The sequence below is a fragment of the Pleurocapsa sp. FMAR1 genome (assembly GCF_963665995.1).
Lineage (GTDB): Bacteria > Cyanobacteriota > Cyanobacteriia > Cyanobacteriales > Xenococcaceae > Waterburya.
The window spans coordinates 4,653,892-4,671,261 of record NZ_OY762512.1; the positions used below are offsets into that span (position 1 = coordinate 4,653,892).

General features: G+C 37.4%; 14 protein-coding genes. 8 read left to right on the forward strand and 6 right to left on the reverse strand.

Features of this window, described 5'->3' with window-relative positions:
* Positions 1-247: 247 nt before the first annotated feature.
* Complete coding sequence (locus SLP02_RS22635; RefSeq protein WP_319422984.1) at positions 248-1,978, reverse strand: ABC transporter ATP-binding protein; 1,731 nt, start codon at positions 1,976-1,978, stop codon at positions 248-250.
* 312 nt (positions 1,979-2,290) lie between these two features.
* Positions 2,291-2,599, reverse strand: coding sequence for a hypothetical protein (locus tag SLP02_RS22640; RefSeq protein ID WP_319422985.1), 309 nt, complete (start codon positions 2,597-2,599; stop codon positions 2,291-2,293).
* Positions 2,600-2,790: 191 nt separating this feature from the next.
* Between SLP02_RS22640 and SLP02_RS22645 the strand changes: the two genes are divergently transcribed.
* Complete coding sequence (locus tag SLP02_RS22645) at positions 2,791-3,852, forward strand: hypothetical protein (protein ID WP_319422986.1); 1,062 nt, start codon at positions 2,791-2,793, stop codon at positions 3,850-3,852.
* Positions 3,853-3,871: 19 nt separating this feature from the next.
* Here SLP02_RS22645 and SLP02_RS22650 read toward each other — a convergent pair whose 3' ends face one another.
* The 3 genes from SLP02_RS22650 to SLP02_RS22660 all read right to left on the reverse strand — a co-directional run bounded on the left by SLP02_RS22650 (position 3,872) and on the right by SLP02_RS22660 (position 10,429).
* On the reverse strand, positions 3,872-6,046 hold the full coding sequence (locus SLP02_RS22650; RefSeq protein ID WP_319422987.1) for a tetratricopeptide repeat protein: 2,175 nt from the start codon (positions 6,044-6,046) through the stop codon (positions 3,872-3,874).
* A gap of 63 nt (positions 6,047-6,109) precedes the next feature.
* Positions 6,110-7,573, reverse strand: coding sequence for a tetratricopeptide repeat protein (locus tag SLP02_RS22655; protein ID WP_319422988.1), 1,464 nt, complete (start codon positions 7,571-7,573; stop codon positions 6,110-6,112).
* Positions 7,574-7,729: 156 nt separating this feature from the next.
* Positions 7,730-10,429 (reverse strand): tetratricopeptide repeat protein, encoded by a 2,700-nt coding sequence (locus tag SLP02_RS22660; protein WP_319422989.1) that lies wholly within the window; start codon positions 10,427-10,429, stop codon positions 7,730-7,732.
* Between the two features lie 471 nt (positions 10,430-10,900).
* Here SLP02_RS22660 and SLP02_RS22665 point away from each other — a divergent pair, with 471 nt between their 5' ends.
* The 3 genes from SLP02_RS22665 (at position 10,901) to SLP02_RS22675 (ending at position 14,120) form a co-directional block, all read left to right on the forward strand.
* A complete protein-coding gene (locus tag SLP02_RS22665) occupies positions 10,901-11,911 on the forward strand; it encodes a glycosyltransferase family 2 protein (RefSeq protein WP_413467417.1) in 1,011 nt (336 codons plus the stop codon).
* Between the two features lie 86 nt (positions 11,912-11,997).
* The gene (locus tag SLP02_RS22670; RefSeq protein WP_319422991.1) at positions 11,998-13,335 is read left to right on the forward strand and encodes a TrkH family potassium uptake protein; all 1,338 of its coding nucleotides are present in this window, start codon (positions 11,998-12,000) and stop codon (positions 13,333-13,335) included.
* Between the two features lie 95 nt (positions 13,336-13,430).
* A complete protein-coding gene (locus SLP02_RS22675; protein WP_319422992.1) occupies positions 13,431-14,120 on the forward strand; it encodes a potassium channel family protein in 690 nt (229 codons plus the stop codon).
* Positions 14,121-14,235: 115 nt separating this feature from the next.
* On the opposite strand, the gene SLP02_RS22680 is transcribed toward SLP02_RS22675, so the two are convergent.
* A complete protein-coding gene (locus SLP02_RS22680) occupies positions 14,236-15,018 on the reverse strand; it encodes an ABC transporter permease (protein WP_319422993.1) in 783 nt (260 codons plus the stop codon).
* Between the two features lie 166 nt (positions 15,019-15,184).
* Between SLP02_RS22680 and SLP02_RS22685 the strand changes: the two genes are divergently transcribed.
* From SLP02_RS22685 to SLP02_RS22700, 4 genes are all read left to right on the forward strand, one after another.
* Positions 15,185-15,559 (forward strand): hypothetical protein, encoded by a 375-nt coding sequence (locus SLP02_RS22685; RefSeq protein ID WP_319422994.1) that lies wholly within the window; start codon positions 15,185-15,187, stop codon positions 15,557-15,559.
* A 133-nt stretch (positions 15,560-15,692) separates the two neighbouring features.
* A complete protein-coding gene (locus SLP02_RS22690; protein WP_319422995.1) occupies positions 15,693-16,253 on the forward strand; it encodes a hypothetical protein in 561 nt (186 codons plus the stop codon).
* Positions 16,234-16,605: a hypothetical protein gene (locus SLP02_RS22695; protein WP_319422996.1), complete on the forward strand. Its 372-nt coding sequence runs from the start codon at positions 16,234-16,236 to the stop codon at positions 16,603-16,605. Before SLP02_RS22690 ends, SLP02_RS22695 begins: the two co-directional genes overlap by 20 nt.
* A 9-nt stretch (positions 16,606-16,614) precedes the next feature.
* A complete protein-coding gene (locus SLP02_RS22700) occupies positions 16,615-17,367 on the forward strand; it encodes a hypothetical protein (RefSeq protein ID WP_319422997.1) in 753 nt (250 codons plus the stop codon).
* Positions 17,368-17,370: the final 3 nt, after the last annotated feature.

A 17,370-nucleotide genomic window follows, 5' to 3' on the forward strand; every position in this document is an offset into this window, starting at 1 on the left:
GAAACCCCCGCAACGCAACTGTCTCACCACGTCGCCGTCAGAGCGGGTGGAAACGGCTCTGTTCAAGAGCCTTGTTCCACACCCGCTAGCAAGGGAATGCTCGAATTGACCTCTGACCTCATTCTCAATCGATATTTCTGATTCGTAAAAGAGGTCTAATAAAGTATTAGATTCCTGATTACCTATTGGCAAAATAGTCTATAGTAATTTGTGCAAGAGGTCTGTAGACTGAGATGGATAACCATACTTACTTTTCGTAAAACTGTCGCGCATAAAACCGAGCATAAGCGCCATTTTGAGCGAGTAATTCTTGGTGATTACCCGTCTCCACTATTTGCCCTTTTTCTAATACCAAAATTCGATCTGCCCGTCGCACAGTAGCTAAACGATGAGCAATTACAAACACAGTGCGATCCTGCATAATTCTTTCTAAGGCTTCCTGTACCAATGCTTCAGATTCTGAATCTAATGCCGAAGTTGCTTCATCCAAAATTAGTATACGAGGATTGAGTAAAATAGCACGAGCGATCGCAATTCTTTGCCGTTGTCCACCCGACAGGTTAACTCCCCTTTCTCCCACATAGGTAAAATAACCTTGGGATAGCTCACTAATAAATTGATGAGCATTAGCAATCTTAGCAGCAGTTTCTATATCTTTTAGCTCAAAATTGGTTTTTCCAAAGGCAATGTTTTGAGCAATAGTACCAGAAAACAGAGTGTTTTCTTGAGGGACAATACCTATTTGTTGACGTAGGCTTTTGAGGGTAACATCTTGAATATTTACGCCATCAACCAGTATTTCTCCGCTATCAACATTATAAAAGCGAGGTAGCAAATTAACTAAAGTAGACTTTCCAGCCCCAGAAGAGCCAACTAGAGCAATAGTTTCCCCAGGGTAAGCTAGTAAACTCAAGCAATTAATTACGGGGATACCACTTTTATAGCTAAAGCTAACGGCACTATATTCAACTTTACCAGTTACTGCCTGTAAAGCGATCGCCTTTTCTTTTTCAATTACGGCAGGCTGAATTGCTAATAGTTCAAATATTTTATCTGCTGATGCCTGTCCTTCTTTAAATCTGTTGTAGTTACTAGTAGTATGGGTAATCGGGTCGATCAATAATGCTACTCCTGTAATGTAGCTAACAAAGTCTTTTCCTGTTAGATTACCCAGAGAAATCTGCCAACCTCCTAGAAAAAAAATAAATAAGACTGTCATTACCAACAAAAAACCTACCACCACAAACTGAAATGCTTTGGCTTTCTCTGCCTGATATTTAGCTTGCCTATTGGCTTCTGCTTCATAACTAAAACGCTTTAGTTCATAATTTTCGGCTGCAAAAGCCTGAACTAAACGAATCCCTCCTAACACTTCTGTTAATAAAGCAGACAGATTGGAGATGCGGTTTTGGCTACGCCGTGAATACTGTAAGAGTTTTTCACCAAATGCGCCAATAACCAAAGCCATTACGGGAGCTAATACCAACGTAGCTAGAGTCAATTGCCAATTAAGCCAAAGCATATAGCCTAGAACTACAATCAACTGTAGAATACAGGGAATAAAATCATGAAAAAACTGATTAATCACCTCGCCGATGCGATCTATATCTTCTGTTAAGCGATAAGTTAAATCTCCTGTTTTTGCTACTTCAAAATAATTTAAACTCAACCTTTGCAGATGACTATAAACAAACTTGCGCACATCCAAAGCAACATTTAAGGCAGCTTTTGCCATCAAAGAATCTTGCCCATATTGAGCAATACCCTGTAATAAAAAAACCAGCGCAACTAATCCCGCTAGCTTGGCAATACTGCTAGGATCTCCTTTGCCAATATATTGACTGACTTCTCCTGCCAACCAGGCTTTAATTGGCCAAAAAACGGTAAAAACCAAAGTACAAATAAAAGCCAACAGGATAGTCTGACTTTGAGGGCGAATAAAAGGAATAAGCTGCCAGTAGCTAGAGCGATTTTTCAAGTCAATCTTGGGGGTTGAATAATAGTCATTAGTCTACACCAGCCCCTATCGCTGTCAATTTATTTGAGGCTGACAAACATAAATCGGCAAAATCGACAAAAAAAGGGTGCGTTATGTTCAAACGCACCCTTCAAGATTGGTAAATAATAATGAATATCTAGTCTTATTTTTATTATTCCACAGCTTTTTGAGAATCAAGATCTGTTCATCTAATCTTGTTCAAATAGTAGCTATCTTCATCTAAACTTTAAACAGACTCTAAAGTAGCTCAATTTAGTCGATCGCTATGCCGATATCCAATATTTTCAGATTTTAAAAATCAGATTTGTCAATCCAACGTAAAGCTAAGTATACTAACCCAACAAATAGAGCCAAACCTATTAAAATCGATCCAACTAGAACATTGCCTGCTTGAATTACAGCTATAACTGCAATCAAGTAGGGAATAGTCAAAGCAGCTATAACTAAACCCAATTTTTTAGGAGTCCAGTTAATATCCTGTAAGTTGGTCATGATTGAGCCACTTGCACCAATCGTTTGAGGAGGTTTAGCTTCTTGAGATCTGTTAACTTTGCCCTGCCGCAGCATTTTTGGAAGATGACGATGATTGTTATCTGGCATGACCAATAAATTTCAATTAGTAAAAGTTGTCACCATAATAGTTTAGGACTTTTAATTGAGCCAGAAAATTTCGCTTTAAAGTCAGCTATATTCGGTTTTATTTACACTCTTTACTGTTTTGAACAGTCTCCAAAGCGCGGATAGATAGAATTAGCCACACTTGTAAACTAGATTTTTATCAATTATTTTATTTGGAGAATCGAAGCCAGATGGATAAAGATGCGATCGCTTTAGCTAAAAAAATCCAAATTCAGTTTGAAATATTCAAGCAGCAAAAGCAATATCAGCATATTGCTAAATTGATTAGTTATGCTTGGCAAGTAAACCCTAGTCATTTTAATCACCAGATTTTTGGCTATCTTCCTGGTATTTTTCGAGAGATTGAGCTTTTTCCTGCAAGCCAACCAATACAGCCAAAAGATTTATGTATTGGCGAACCAGTGATTTACAAAATCTATTATCCCCAAGCACAAAAACTATACAATATTCCTTTTTTTTATATCTTCTGCTATCTTAAAGAAAATTCTGATAATTTAAACGTTTATTTTCAAAGCGCACATCCTCAACATAAAAAATTAGCTCCTGATGACTACGATTTAAAACAAAAAAAGATTGCTTTTGAGGGGTGCGTATCGTCTTTTAATCAGGATGATATCTCAGTAATTAGCATCAGCGATCCTGGTCAATTTATTCCAGGTATTACCTCTAGTTATTATGTAGGTTCAGTCGAGTTTAATTTTGTCAAGTTTATTGCCCAAGTGCTAGAAAATATATGTGAAGCATCAGGAATAGACTGCAACAATACTATGCTTTTTGGTTCGTCAGCAGGAACATTTGGCGCATTACTTAGCAGCACCTATTTTAAACAAAAAGTTAATGTTTTAGCAGTAAACAGCCAAATATTATTACAGTATAGAAAGCAACTTATGACATTGTTCTTTGATACTAGCGAGCCAAAAAAACTATTAGAAAAATTTGGAGAACAAATTTCCTGTGTTTACAGATTTCAACAAGAACTAACTAGCATTCCCAATATCTATATTCTCGCTAATATTAATGACAACTTACATACACTAAATTGGAACTTCTATCAGCTTTATCTTGAAAACTTTACCCAAGCAGGAGCTAACAATCAGTCAGTTTTTGATAGCTATTATGGAGTAGAAGGTCATGGTCGTCCTGAGCAGTCTTCTCTCAAAACTAAAATTAGAATTGCTAGAGAAGTCTTAACAATGAAATCAAATTCAGAATAAACTAACGCAAAAACGGCTTCTATCGCCAATTAAACTTCATTCCCAGATATTTCTCTAGCTCTAGATTATGAGGAGCAAAATATTCAACCAAAGTTTCTCTGAGTTTAGAATCTATTTGGCTATAAGTTCCAGGATTAACTTGAGGATATTCTTTTAAGGAATAGTTTGGTAAACCTAAAAAATCAAATGTCTTAGCCATATTATCATGAGGATTGTCATAAAAGTCTTCGCTTTTAATAATTAAAAACTGTTCTCTACCTAAAAGTTCTATCCAAGGCTTGACCTTGTAAAGATAGAGGCTACTCAAAATATTATCTGGTTCGCAAAAGCCAGTGTTGACAATTTTCTCTTCACTGAGAGTAGCTATTTTTTTTATTTCCTCGGCTATAGCCGTTTCCAGGTTTTCATTGCTCAAGCCAGTATTTAATTTATGATAATGCCAAGAAATTGCTCTGTCAGCAGGATTTCTTAAAAGAATAATAATTTTAGTTTTAGGAAAAGTATCCTTAATTCTTTGAGCTACCTGGGGAAAACGCAGATAGTTGGGAGTAGCCTCTCCTGTAAGAAAATCTGGACTATCAGTAATAGTGGGAAAATTAGCTAAATACCAATCAATTCCTCTTTCAAAATGTTGCCAATAAAAATCTATTTCTTTCTTATGAGAAAGCAGAATTTGCGGGTGATGACCAAGATAATAATGGATAGAAGATGTTCCACTTTTAGATGCGCCAGCAATAATAAAATCAGGGCCACCTTTTTTTTTCTCCTGCCAATTTAATCTAGCCAAAGAGGGACGGCTTTTAATAGCTTGTTGGTAACAACCAGTACGATAACAATCAATAGCTTCATCAATACGATTTTGCTGGGTCAGAGCATCTCCCAAATTGCCCCAAGCAATAGTAATTTTAGGATGTTGAGCTACTATTTGACGATAAAATTCTATTAACTGAACTAATTGTTCTGAGCCAGTGGGGGTATATTGTAATTCAATGTAGGGAAATTGGTAATTAGGCTCTAGCTTAATAGACTTTTGATAGGCAGTAATTGCCTCTGGAAAGAAACTTCTAGCTCTCATGAATTTAGCAAATTGATAATACAAAGTTGCCAAATCTGCTCGAGAATATTTATTTGAGGTTTCTAAGTTTGCCAAGGTTTCCTGATAATCTGCAATCACCTCAGTTTCCAAGGCTGATTTTTCAGGATTACTCTTTATTGCTCGACGATAACAAGAAATAGCCAGCTCATAATGCCGTAAATTGCGGTTAACCAGTCCTAATTTAAACAAAACGGGAGAAAACTGCGGATTAATAGCTATGACTTTTTGATAAGTTGCGATCGCTTTTTGCCATTGCTGTTGCTCTTGCCACAACATACCTAGTTGATAATAAGCTTCCCAATATTCTGTTTGCATAGCGATCGCTTTTTGCCAGCATTCTTGCGCCTGAGAATCTTCTTGCAGTTTGTGTAGCGTTAGAGCCAAATGATAATAAATTTGCGAGTCGGACTTTAAATCTAGAGCTTGTTCAAAATGCTTTTGAGCTTGAACATATTCTTGAAGTTGATACAGTGCCAAACCCCAGTGATAATAAACTTTAGCTGACGGGTCTAATTTGGCTGCTTTTTTATAGTTTCTAGTTGCCCAAAGCCATTTTTCTTGAGCAGCTAAAGCCTGTGCCAGAGCGTAGTAATACTGGGCATTGTCAGGATTATTTCTGACTCCTAGACGGTATACTTCCAAGACAGGTTCGTATTTTTTTTGAACAGTTAAAAGTTCACCCAAAGCCTGATATGCCTCAAAAAAATCTGTTTGGGAATCGATCGCACTACGGTAACAGGAGATCGCTTTATCTGGCACTTGAGCAGCTAAAGTCTGACCAAGCTGATAAAGTTGTTCGGGGGTAAAAGAATCGGCTTTTAATTTAAATAATTTAAATAAATGATCAGCAGCTTGGCGATCCTTGCCTAATCGAGTCAGCGTTTGCGCCAGAGCGCGATGTAATCGGGCAGAATTAGGTTGCAGAGTCACCGCCTCTCGATAAGATTTTAGAGCCTTTTGCCACTGCCTTTGTTGAATATACAAATCTCCTAAATTAGCGCGATCTTCTGCCGATTCAGGATTGGCGGTTATTTTTTGACAACATTGGGCGATCGCCTGCTGAATTTGCTCGGCAGTTAATTGAGAAAGTTCTTTCATTGGCAGCTAGGGAATGCTTGATAAATACTTTTTTTTACTAACAGTCACAGCACAAAGGCTTACCTATAGTTTGCGGATAAATAATTGAAATGTTTGGGGCGATCGATAAACCTGTTGCCATCGATCTTTAACAGAGTTGAGAAATCGATCGATACCGACTTTAGGGTTTTGTTGAGCATTATGAGGATTACGCCAGCCATAAGAATTAAAAATCAGTAATCCGCCTGATTTTACTAACTTCCAGGCGAGAATGGCATTTTTCTCCGTGTGTTGACTCAATTTATTGCGATCCTGAAGATTAATTAAGTCAAAACTATTGGGAGTACAGTCTGCTAATAATTTACAGGTATCTCCTTCTAAAAAAGTTACTTTTGATTCTGAACCAGATTTAGCGATGTTTTCTTTAAAAGGAAGTTCAAACTTAGTGTCAATACAGGTAAGCTTATCTGACTCGTGGACTAAAATTTTATCTAGCATCCAACAAGAAGACATTCCTTGATAACATCCTACTTCTATGGCATTAACTCCTGGTGCGGTAATCAATGACTGTAAATGTTCTTCCCAGACAGAAATACGATAGCTAAAAATATCGCGAGTGAAAAAATAGTTATTGGCGACACATTGTTCCCAACCGCGATGTTTACAAGCCTGTTGAAAATTAGCCACTGCTTCGGGTAATCTGCCTTTTTCCCGTAGAGCATCTCCTAAATGTCCATATACCCAGGGATATTCTTCAACTAGATTTAAAATCGCGTAGCAGGTAGAAATAGCTTCATCCCATTTTTGCAGCATCAAAAAAGTTTTGACTAAATCTCGATAAGCCCAAGGGAAATCTGGAGCATTTTTAATGGTTTGATGAAAAGAGATAATTGCCTCTTCAAAATACTGCTTTTGCAGATAAATAGTGCCTAGTTTGTATTGCGCCCTAGATTCTGTGGGCTGCACGCTTAAAATTTTCTCGTAGATAGCCTGAGCTTTGTCTAACTGATGCTGCCGTTGATAAATATCTCCCAAATCATAAAAAGCCGCAATCAAGCCCTGCTCTCCGGCGATCGCCTTTTCATAACAGGCGATCGCCTCCTCTACTCTTCCTCTTTGTTCTAAGGCTTTGGCTAGCTTATAATAACCACTATTATTGACCAAATTAGGATTAATTTTAATTGCTTGATACCAGCAATCCACTTCCGCATCTTTACGCTGGAGGTAGCTATTGATCTGCGCCAGAGATGAATAGATGCGGTCAGAATTGGGGACAAGTTCTAAAGCTTTTTCAAAAGAGGCTAAAGCAGCCTGCCAATTTTTTTCTAAAATATAAAGTTCTCCTAATTGGCAATATACCTCCCCAAGATTAGTTTGGGCTTCTACAGCCAAAGAATGCCAAATAATAGCTCGATCAAATTCCCCCATACCCTGAAGCAAATTGCCCAGGTTCTTAAAGGCAGATTGCCGTTGTTCCTGGTTATTGTTGTCTGTTTTTACTGCCTGCTCGCACTCAACAATTGCCTGAATTAAATAGCTAGAATCCACGGGTAAAATTTAGTTAATTAATTGGTTTACTCCATCACCGACGGTCTATAAAATAGACTTCCAAGTCTCAGACTGTTTAATTATTGTCTATATATTCATTATTGTCCTACCTACTTTTATTATGGCTGGGAGATTTACTGGGATGGGGATATTTTCCTATTGAATGTACTTTAAAATTTGCTTAAGAGCATCAATATTAACCAAAATATCTTCGGTGAGGGCATTTTGATACATTAAGTTGCGCAAAGACAGACAATCAAAACTTTTTCCAACTAAATAATAATGCTCCAACTCTAACTGCTGACTAATCATCCAGTAATCAGTTCTCACATAATTAGGCGAGAAAAGCTCAATGACCTTAGTATCGGGAGAACAAAAAACTAAATTAGTTAAACCCGAACCATGACTAGCAACAATGATTTCAGCATTAGCAAATACTGCAACCTGCTCTAAGACTGACATTTCTTCGAGGAATATAGTTTTAAAACCTTCGCTATAAAGCAGTTCGCTTACATCTAATTCATTAACTAACTGTCTATTTTTTGCTTTTGCCCTGCTAACGTAAATTTTTTGCCCAATAGCAGTCTTTGATAAATTAATTTTGGGAATAAAAGCCTGGCGTAAAAATTTGATTGTTCCCTGGGGAATCCAGTCTAGATAGCCTGGAAAAGAAGGAACGATCAATTCTGTAGCCTGAATATGATTATGGCGATCGCTTTCGAGGATTTTTGCTTCAGGAATACCTAAAATTTGCAAAGTTTCTTTTTGGTAGGGTTTAGCAATGCTGTTGACCACAAACCAATCAATCTCCTCTAGCTCAATACCACTGTTTCTGATTAGTTCTAATCGCGGAATAATATCAAACATCCAATGATAATAAACATGACCAGCCAAACTAGATAGCAAAGCTACTTTGCCCTCTATTTTTTCGCTGGGCAGAATGCTATCTTGGGCAAAAATTTTGTGTTCGGCTCGTTCTTGATAGGGACATCCTGGTAAGAACCAGGGATAGTCTCTAGATAAATCTCCTAACAAATAATTATCAGGAGTAATAACCGCCACGGCATTACAAATAATCCATGAGTTTTTTTGTCCTGCAACCCAAGTTCTACCTTCGGGAATAGTAACAACAAAGGGCAATTTAGCCTTAACTGGGTTTGTTGACTCAAAAGAACATTTATAAGCATCTTTATCAATCTGCAACGGCTTAAAGTGTGTAATTAACTTTGCCATACAGCTATTGCAGTTGACTCCTCCGCAATCAGGATAAGATGTCTGACCAGGAGCGTTAATTTTAATTGTCTCTGGTTGTCTTGTGCCAGCTACTCTTTCAGGAGTATGATCGGTATTTCCCCACAATACCTGAATGTAGCTAAAATTTTTTAACTGACAATCCCTCGCCCAGTCTTGAGTGTAATGATAAATTTCTCTAGGCAGGGCGGATAATTGCTCTTCAACCGCAAATAAACCAGGCAAATTTTGCCAGCCAGTTGTGTAATCTATTTCTTGACTGAGAACGGCTTCATAATAATTTATTGCCTCTTCAGCAACTTGACTACGCTCTAAAACTTTACCTAACTGAAAGCAGATTTGCGCATGTTCTGGTTCAAGGCTCAAGCCAATCTGGTAAATAGCTACCGCAGCATCTAACTTTTTTTGCTTGGCAAGACAATTGCCAAGTTTTAGATATAGTTCTGCTTCTTTGGGTCTAATTTGTAAGGCTCTCTGATAGTAAAATTCTGCTTGATAAACACCCCCAAACTCAAACAGCACATCTCCCATCTGGCTATAGGTTAGCCATAGATAATGATAAGCATCTGCTCTTTGATTATCTTGAAGAGCTTGCAGAAATCGAGCGCAAGCCACCTTAGCCATTTCTAATAAATCTGCGGGTTGGGTTGCTAATATTCTCTGACAATAAGCAGTAACAAAATGAGGCTCTAGCTCAATTATTTGTCGCCAACAGTCTAAAGTAGTTTCCCAATTACCCATCTGTAGCTGTAGGTCAGCATAGTTGCTCAAAGCCAGAACATTTGTTGGCTCTAATTTAGTAACTTTGAGAAGACACTCTATTGCTTGGGGGTAATTAGCTTGCTGTTGCCATAGCTTACCTAAATTATGATGAGCTAAAGACATTTTTGGCTCTAAGGTGATGGCAGTTTGGAAACTACTATAGGCAAGCTTGTGCTGTTGATTAAACCAGTAAACCTGTCCTAAGTTATTGTGCAAAGTTGCCCAAGTAGGGTCAATATAAAGCCCTTTTCTAAAAATAGCGATCGCCCGAGCGTATTTTTTTTGTCTGGCAAAGATGCTGCCCAAATTACTATATGCTCTGGTAAAATTGGGCTGAATGGCAATAGCCTGCTCGTAGCTGGCGATCGCTGTCTCTAGTTCTCCTTTTTGATCGTAAAGGACTCCCAAGTTAAAATAAGCAGCAGCATAGTCAGGCTTGGCTTCAATGGCTTTATTGTAGGCAGCAATTGCTTCACTCCAGTTACCTAATTGGTGCAATACTACTGCCAGATTATATTTTAATTCTGCCCAATCAGGTTTAAAAACTAGAGCCTGTTCATAATTCCAGGTCGCTTTTTGATAATTATTTTGCTTGCTAAACAATAAACCCAACTCTGCGTATATTTCTGCTTGGTCAACTGGAGTACCCAGCAATTTTTTATAAGCATCAATGGCTTCGGGTATTTTTCCTAGTTGGGTATAGGCTCTTGCCAAATAGGGATAAAAGTTAATATCGTCAGGATCGAGGGAGATCTCTTTTTGACAGATATCTACAACCTGCTCCCAATCTTGGTTAGCTAGGAAAGATTTAAGATTTTTGATTGAAGATTCGCCTCTTCTCATTGATGTTAACGGGAATGACCCAAACTCAAATTACAAAATGACCCAAATAATCTGACGATTCAATCTAGAGCGTGTCATTAACATGGCGATCGCACTTCGGTGCTTGGCTTGACAGCGTGCCTCACTCTTAATTAGAAAAAAAGTACTATTTCCTCCCAAATAATGGCACGCCCTAATTCAATAATGAGAATTATAAGTTACTCTGTCTATAGGTGAGTCTACGTTAATTAAGCTTGGTTTGAGTACTCTTAACGAACGCGACAAAAACCTTATAGATCTTTGATGAATCTTGGATTTACCTACATTAGCCCATATTTCGCTAAATTTCATCTAATCTAAATTTTAAGCTGACTTTTTAAATACTAACTAAAACTAGTTTATCGTCATCAAGTTACAGCCTAATATGTAGAGAGTATGCTTAGACTGCCTTAAAATAAATAGCTGAGATTAAAATCTAACCGATTCTAAATGATGGAATTTGCTAAAGCAGAACCAACCGTCGGCGTAATTATTCCTGCCTATAATTGCGATCGCTATATTGCTCAAGCTATTGAAAGCGTTCTCCAACAAGAAGGCTGTACTTATGAAATAATCGTCATTGATGATGGCTCAACTGATTCGACTGAGCAGGTATTAAAGCCATACCGCGATCGCCTTCGCTATGTAAAGCAGAAAAATCAAGGTGTAGCAGCAGCCCGCAATCATGGTATTGCGATCGCTCAAGCCAATCTGATCGCCTTTCTAGATGCAGATGATTATTTTTTACCAGGAAAATTAGCATCTCAGGCAGAAATTTTAATCAAGCGTCCTGACCTAGGTATTGTCCATAGTGGCTGGCAAAGGGTAGACATAGAAGGCAACAAGCTATTAGATGTATGTCCTTGGAAGCAAATTCCTGAATTAGATTTAGAGAGTTGGCTACGTTGGAAACCAGTGCTACCGAGCGCGATGATGTTTCGTCGAGAATGGCTTCAATATGTTGGTGGTTTTGATCCTCGCTTTCCACCCGCAGAAGATACCAATTTAGTCCTTAAACTGGCTTTAAAAGGCTGTAAAACTGCATGGTTACGACAAATAACCGTGTGTTATCGTCAGCACGGAGAAAGTGCTATGCATAAAGGCTTGCCCCAAGCTCGCTCTTTAATGGCAGTTACCAACGATTTTTTTTCTCAACCAAATCTACCTCCAGAAGTTAAGCTAATGGAGCAGTCGGTTCGCTATGGTACATTGGTTTGGATTGCTTGGTATCTCCACTACACGGGACATCCACTAGAAACAACTCAATATCTTCAACAGGCTTGGTCATATCGCTCTAATTCAGGTATAGAAACTATAGTCACCTGGATTGAAAGCTTTGCCGAATTTTCTCGCAATTGGGGAGTGCAATTTAATGTCAGCAGCCTAACTAGTTCGAGAGAATGGCAGGAGCTAGTTCAATGGATCATTCAGACAACGAGTAAAATTGGATCACAAACATCTTAAAGCTTCCTCTTTTGGAGAGATCTATTAAACACCCTAATTAGGGTATGCTCCAGTAGAGATAGTTTTTCTTCAAGTAAATCAGACTTATGACTATTGCTCGTACAATTTGTCTAGGGTTTCTTGCTCTAATTGCGATTGGAACTCTTCTGTTGATGATGCCCTTCGCTACCGTTACGGGAACTTGGAACAGTTTTATTGTGGCTTTATTTACTTCTACTTCTGCCGTTTGTGTTACAGGCTTGGCGGTGGTAGATACAGGCACTTATTTTTCCTTTTGGGGACAGTTAACAATTCTATTGTTAGCTCAAGTTGGTGGTTTGGGCTATATGACCATGACTACTTTTTTACTGCTGCTTTTAGGCAGAAAGTTTGACCTAAGACAAAAATTTGCTATCCAAGAATCTTTTGATCGTCCTTTTTTGCAGGGTAGTAGCAGTAATTTAATGCGCTCAATTATTGCTACTACTATGATTTGTGAAATTAGCGGCATATTTTTATTACTGCTAGTTTTTGTTCCTGAACACGGTTGGTCAAAAGGTTTATGGTATTCTATTTTTCATAGTATCAGTGCCTGGAATAACGCAGGTTTTAGTCTTTTCTCTGATAGCTTGGTTGGCTATCATTCCTCTGGGGCAGTTAATTTAATTATTCCTGGTTTGATTATTTTTGGTGGCATTGGCTATCAGGTAATTATTGAAATGTATCTTTGGTTAACCAATAAAATTAAAAACAAGCAAGAAAGATTTTGCTTTTCCCTCAACTTTAAAGTTGTAGTCGGCACGACTATTTTGTTGTTAATATTAGGTACGATCGCTTTTTTATTGACCGAGTTAAACAACCCAGAAATCTTAGCACCTTTTAGCTTCAAAGATAAGCTTTTGGCTGCTTGGTTTCAGTCGGTGACTACTAGAACAGCAGGCTTTAATAGTATTGATGTAGGCAGTATGACCACGGCGGGTTTATTTATTACCATGGGCTTTATGTTCATTGGTGCTAGCCCTAGTGGTACAGGAGGAGGCATCAAAACCACAACCTTTAGAATTTTATACAACGCCACCAAATCAGTCTTACGAGGAAAAGATGAAGTGGTTCTCTATCAAAGGGAAGTTCCCAGTACTCTTATTTTAAAGGCAGTTGCAGTAGTATTCGGTACCGCAACGTCAATTATTCTAATGACCATCTCAATTTCTTCTTTTGATCCTGAATTGGATTTTCTACGTATTTTATTTGAGGTTATTTCTGCTTTTGCAACAGTTGGTTTATCTACAGGTATTACATCTAGTGTTTCAGTTGCTTCCAAAATAATTTTAGTATTATCTATGTATATTGGCAGAGTCAGTATTTTAATTTTAATAGCGGCAATTATTGGCGACCCTAGCCCCAGCAGTCTTAACTATCCAGAGGAAAATTTGCTGGTCGGTTAATTTATATTAGGATTGAATAAATAAAAAATAAAAGATAACTAATCTCCGATAGATTAAAATACTAGTAGTTAGTATATCTAGGTTAAGAAGTAAGATTGAAATCTCTCAATTTTTTAGCTAACTCCAATACTAAAAATCGGCAGTTTGCTGTAATTGGTCTAGGACGTTTCGGTAGAGCAGTCTGTGCTTCTCTACACAAAATGGGATATGAAGTTTTGGGAACAGATATTGACGAGAGACTAGTTAATCAAGCTTTAACTCAAAGAATTGCCTCCCATGCTATTCAATTAGATTCTACCGAGCCTGAATCTCTAAAAGAGGCTGGTATTTTTGAAATGGATACGGTAATTGTGGCTATTGGCAATTATCTTCAGGAAAGCATTATAACCACTCTCAATGTTAAAGAAGCTGGAGTTGAGCAAGTAGTCTCTAAAGCCTCCTCAGAAATTCATGGTAAAGTTCTGCGACGAGTAGGGGCAGATCGAGTTGTCTTTCCTGAATACGAAGCAGGTTGCGCCTTAGCTAGTAACCTGACTCAACCTGCTTTTCTAGACCGTTTTGAACTGGACATAGAAAATAGCATTGTAGAAGTGCTAGTGCCAAGAGAGTTTCACAATCAAACTTTATCTCAGCTAGATTTGCGCAAACGTTTTGGTTTAAATGTATTGGCAATCGGCAATGGAGAAAAGTTTATAACCAATCCTAATCCTTCACAAGTGTTAAAAGAAGGATTAGTAATGGTTGTTATTGGCAGTAACAAAAATCTTCAGCGTTTGCCGCTTTAATGATTATCTAGAGCCGACCAAGATGGAACTAATTAACCTAGTTGCTGGGCATTATCTAAATAGTCGTTGATGTTAGTTTCTGATGATGCCCACCCTACATCTGATTAACTTTAAGCTAACTTGAGGCACTGGTATAAAAACGGAGGGCAAACCGCCAAAAAAAGATTGAGAAACTAAACAAGATAAGAGCCAAAATAACTGCGCCAAAAGTCCAGATTATTTCACTCCGATTTAACATTGTTTGAGCAGGAATAGTAGTTAAAAATGCTACAGGAACTACAAAAGTAAAAAAGAAGCGATAAACGGCAGGATAAGCTACTATCGGATAGCGTCCCGCTTCTAGTAATCCTCGCAAAACTTCTGTGACGTTATAGACTTTGACAAACCAAATGCTGGTTGCACCCAAAATAAACCACAGGCTATAGAGAATGACAATGCCAAAGCTAAGAGGAATCAAACTAGCCAAGTAGTCATGCCAAGTCAAGCCTAGTTTGTTCCCTGCATAGACAATTAAAATTGTGCCAAAAAACAGATCGGGTAAACCCCAAGGAGAGATAGTTTTGGTAGATAGCCAAAATTGACTGCTAATGGGCTTGAGCAAGACAAAATCTAATGTTCCTTGTTCGACTTGTTTGACAATGCTATTGAGATTTGGCACTAAAAAAGTAGCAGAAAATCCTTGCAAGAGAGTAAACAGACCCAAAACAATAGTCGCTTCTGACCAACTCCAGCCTTCAAAAGTATAGCCAGTACGATAAAACAAGAATAGTCCAAATAAACTGCCAACTAAATTGGCAATGCTGGTTATAGTGGCAATAAGGAAATTAAGGCGATATTCTAGCTCTGTGGCGATCGCCGTACTCCAAAACAAGCGTAGAATTTTAAAATAACGCTGCATAGTTTATTAACAAGAAAAAAGATTATTATGAATATGGAAATTTGAGACTAACTACGAAAAAGTCTTGAAAATTTTCTGTTTTTAATTCTAGTTGTGAAAATATCTTTAATATCATTATTTTCTAATTTCATAACTTTACACTGTTCAATTAAATAAATATATCTTTATGGGTAGCAGGGCATTTATCGATAATAATTTTTCTAAAGGTAAAGAATTTCTTATACATTTTTTAGATAGTCCCGAATTTACCCTTGATACTCTGCGTCAAATAATGCCTTCAGGTTCAAGTAAAAGAAAAAAATTTGAACTAGCTCAAGATATTGCGATAGCTTTTGAAGAAGGTAAGTTGTCTTCTGAGCAAATTTTATTGCCCTATGTAAAACGTTCGAGACAATGGTTGAGCTTTAAATTAGGACAAGTAAAAGTTATACCCAAACAACGAGAAGCTCAATTGTTGCTTAATGAGTTTGGTGATGATGGATGGTACGGATCAATAGAAGATAATCAGGATCAAAGTAAATACTGTATTAGAACACTTTGAATTACTGATTACCATGGCAATAATATTAGATGGACTGTAATTGCAAAGATAGACTCTGACTGTATCGCTTTATCTTGGAACGGGTTTACACTAATTCCTGCAACAGATGAGAGAGTAGAAAGACAGGTTGCATTTGGTTGCTGGAAATTTATTCCTAGCTATTTTCAGGAAATTGCACTATTTTGCCAATCTAAATGGATTGAACCAGATCTACACACTTATTTTGCATGATATGTGGGATAAATACATTAGAAATAGTCAGTACCAATGGCATCACATAAGAATTCGGGCAGAGTCTTCAGGAGTAGCTTTGAATGCCCATAGTTCTGAAGTCAAAGAAATTAACGTTAAAGGGCTTAAAGCGTTATCTGGTAAGCTTGCTGAGTCTATTTTAGAGTCAGTAGGAATTACAGATGATTTGAATAAATCATTGGCAGAAGTTGCTGCACTTAGAACTTTGATAAAAGAATGGGGTACAAAATCTTATGAATTTAGTTTAGAAAAAGAGGACTTGAATAAAAAGTCAAGATACAATAGATTAATTAAAGCCCATTGTTATTTCGGGCTTAAACCTAATTCTTCTACTCAAGATTCTCTCCAACACCTAAAATGCGATTGTGGTGGCAGCACAGGCGCACTAAAATTTTTACTAGGGGAACTTGAGTCCTATAGTAATGAAAATATTGAGTTTTGATTACAAAAAACAGTTGCATTTTTTATCTGGCAGACAAAAAGCTGATTTGAGTCGGCATTTTAGTAAGCCAGGTGTAACTGCTATGCCACACCAACTTGCAGTTAGACTAGGAATAAATCTCCCAGAAGCTTTAGCAATTATTGCGATTCTTGAGGCACATGGTTTATCTAAAAATAAGCTGTTAATCTATCACGCCTGTGAACCTGAAGTGCCAGCGGGGGCAATATCTTATGGAGAGGGATTTCCTAATCTGCCATGGAAGTGTCCCCATTGCGGAGAGACAGTTGACAGCTATGATGAACTGGATTTTGACGTTATGGCAATAGCTCAAGACAGAATAGAATTTATTTAGTTAGGTGCAGTGCCGAGTCAAGAAGAGTTAGTCAATACAATTATTAAAGCCTCAGAACTTTTGGATAGTAACAGTTCTGCATTAGAAAAACTAGCTTCATATTTATATATTGCAGATCCTAGAATCCATAATTACTTAAATAAGTTTAACCAACTCTTAAAAATTGAAAGCCCAAAAAGTAGTCAATTGCAGGAGCGAGGCAAAATCTTAGAGCAAATTGTTTACTTAGTTTTCAATAGTTTCAAAGGAATTACAAGCTTTAAAAGTTTTCAATCTGCTAGTTCTCAATACGATTTAATTGTTAGTGGAGATGATGTAAATTGGCATCCAGTTTGCAAACATTTATACATGGATATTTCTCAGAGAGATATAATCATAGAAGCGAAAGCCAAAAATAGTAAATTGCCTGATAAAGACTTTGCAAGACTTTGTAGCATCATGCACGAAAATATTACTGGTGCAGGTTTAGGAATATTTTTCACACTCAAAGGAGCAACAGGTTTTCCAGATAGAAATTCTTCCTCCAGACAAAGAAAAATTAGCGATTGTAGACTGCGCCAAGCTTTATTTCAGGCAAAAACTGGCAAACATATTATTGTGTTGGACAAAGAAGATATTTTTGAGTTGGGAAAAAATGGTACTTTGCTTCAAATATTAACAAGAAAAATTCGAGATTTGAAAGAACTTAGTGGACTTCCTACAGTTCCTATAGAAAGATTTGTAGAGATAGATTTACCACCTCATTTAGAAGAACTAGTGTAGTTT

Coding starts and splice junctions, on each gene's coding strand:
- SLP02_RS22660 (WP_319422989.1), bottom strand. CDS start 10,429: ATGAGAAGAGGCGAATCTTCAATCAAAAATCTTAAATCTTTCCTAGCT.
- SLP02_RS22680 (WP_319422993.1), bottom strand. CDS start 15,018: ATGCAGCGTTATTTTAAAATTCTACGCTTGTTTTGGAGTACGGCGATC.
- SLP02_RS22695 (WP_319422996.1), top strand. CDS start 16,234: ATGAAAATATTGAGTTTTGATTACAAAAAACAGTTGCATTTTTTATCT.
- SLP02_RS22665 (WP_413467417.1), top strand. CDS start 10,901: ATGGAATTTGCTAAAGCAGAACCAACCGTCGGCGTAATTATTCCTGCC.
- SLP02_RS22670 (WP_319422991.1), top strand. CDS start 11,998: ATGACTATTGCTCGTACAATTTGTCTAGGGTTTCTTGCTCTAATTGCG.
- SLP02_RS22685 (WP_319422994.1), top strand. CDS start 15,185: ATGGGTAGCAGGGCATTTATCGATAATAATTTTTCTAAAGGTAAAGAA.
- SLP02_RS22650 (WP_319422987.1), bottom strand. CDS start 6,046: ATGAAAGAACTTTCTCAATTAACTGCCGAGCAAATTCAGCAGGCGATC.
- SLP02_RS22640 (WP_319422985.1), bottom strand. CDS start 2,599: ATGCCAGATAACAATCATCGTCATCTTCCAAAAATGCTGCGGCAGGGC.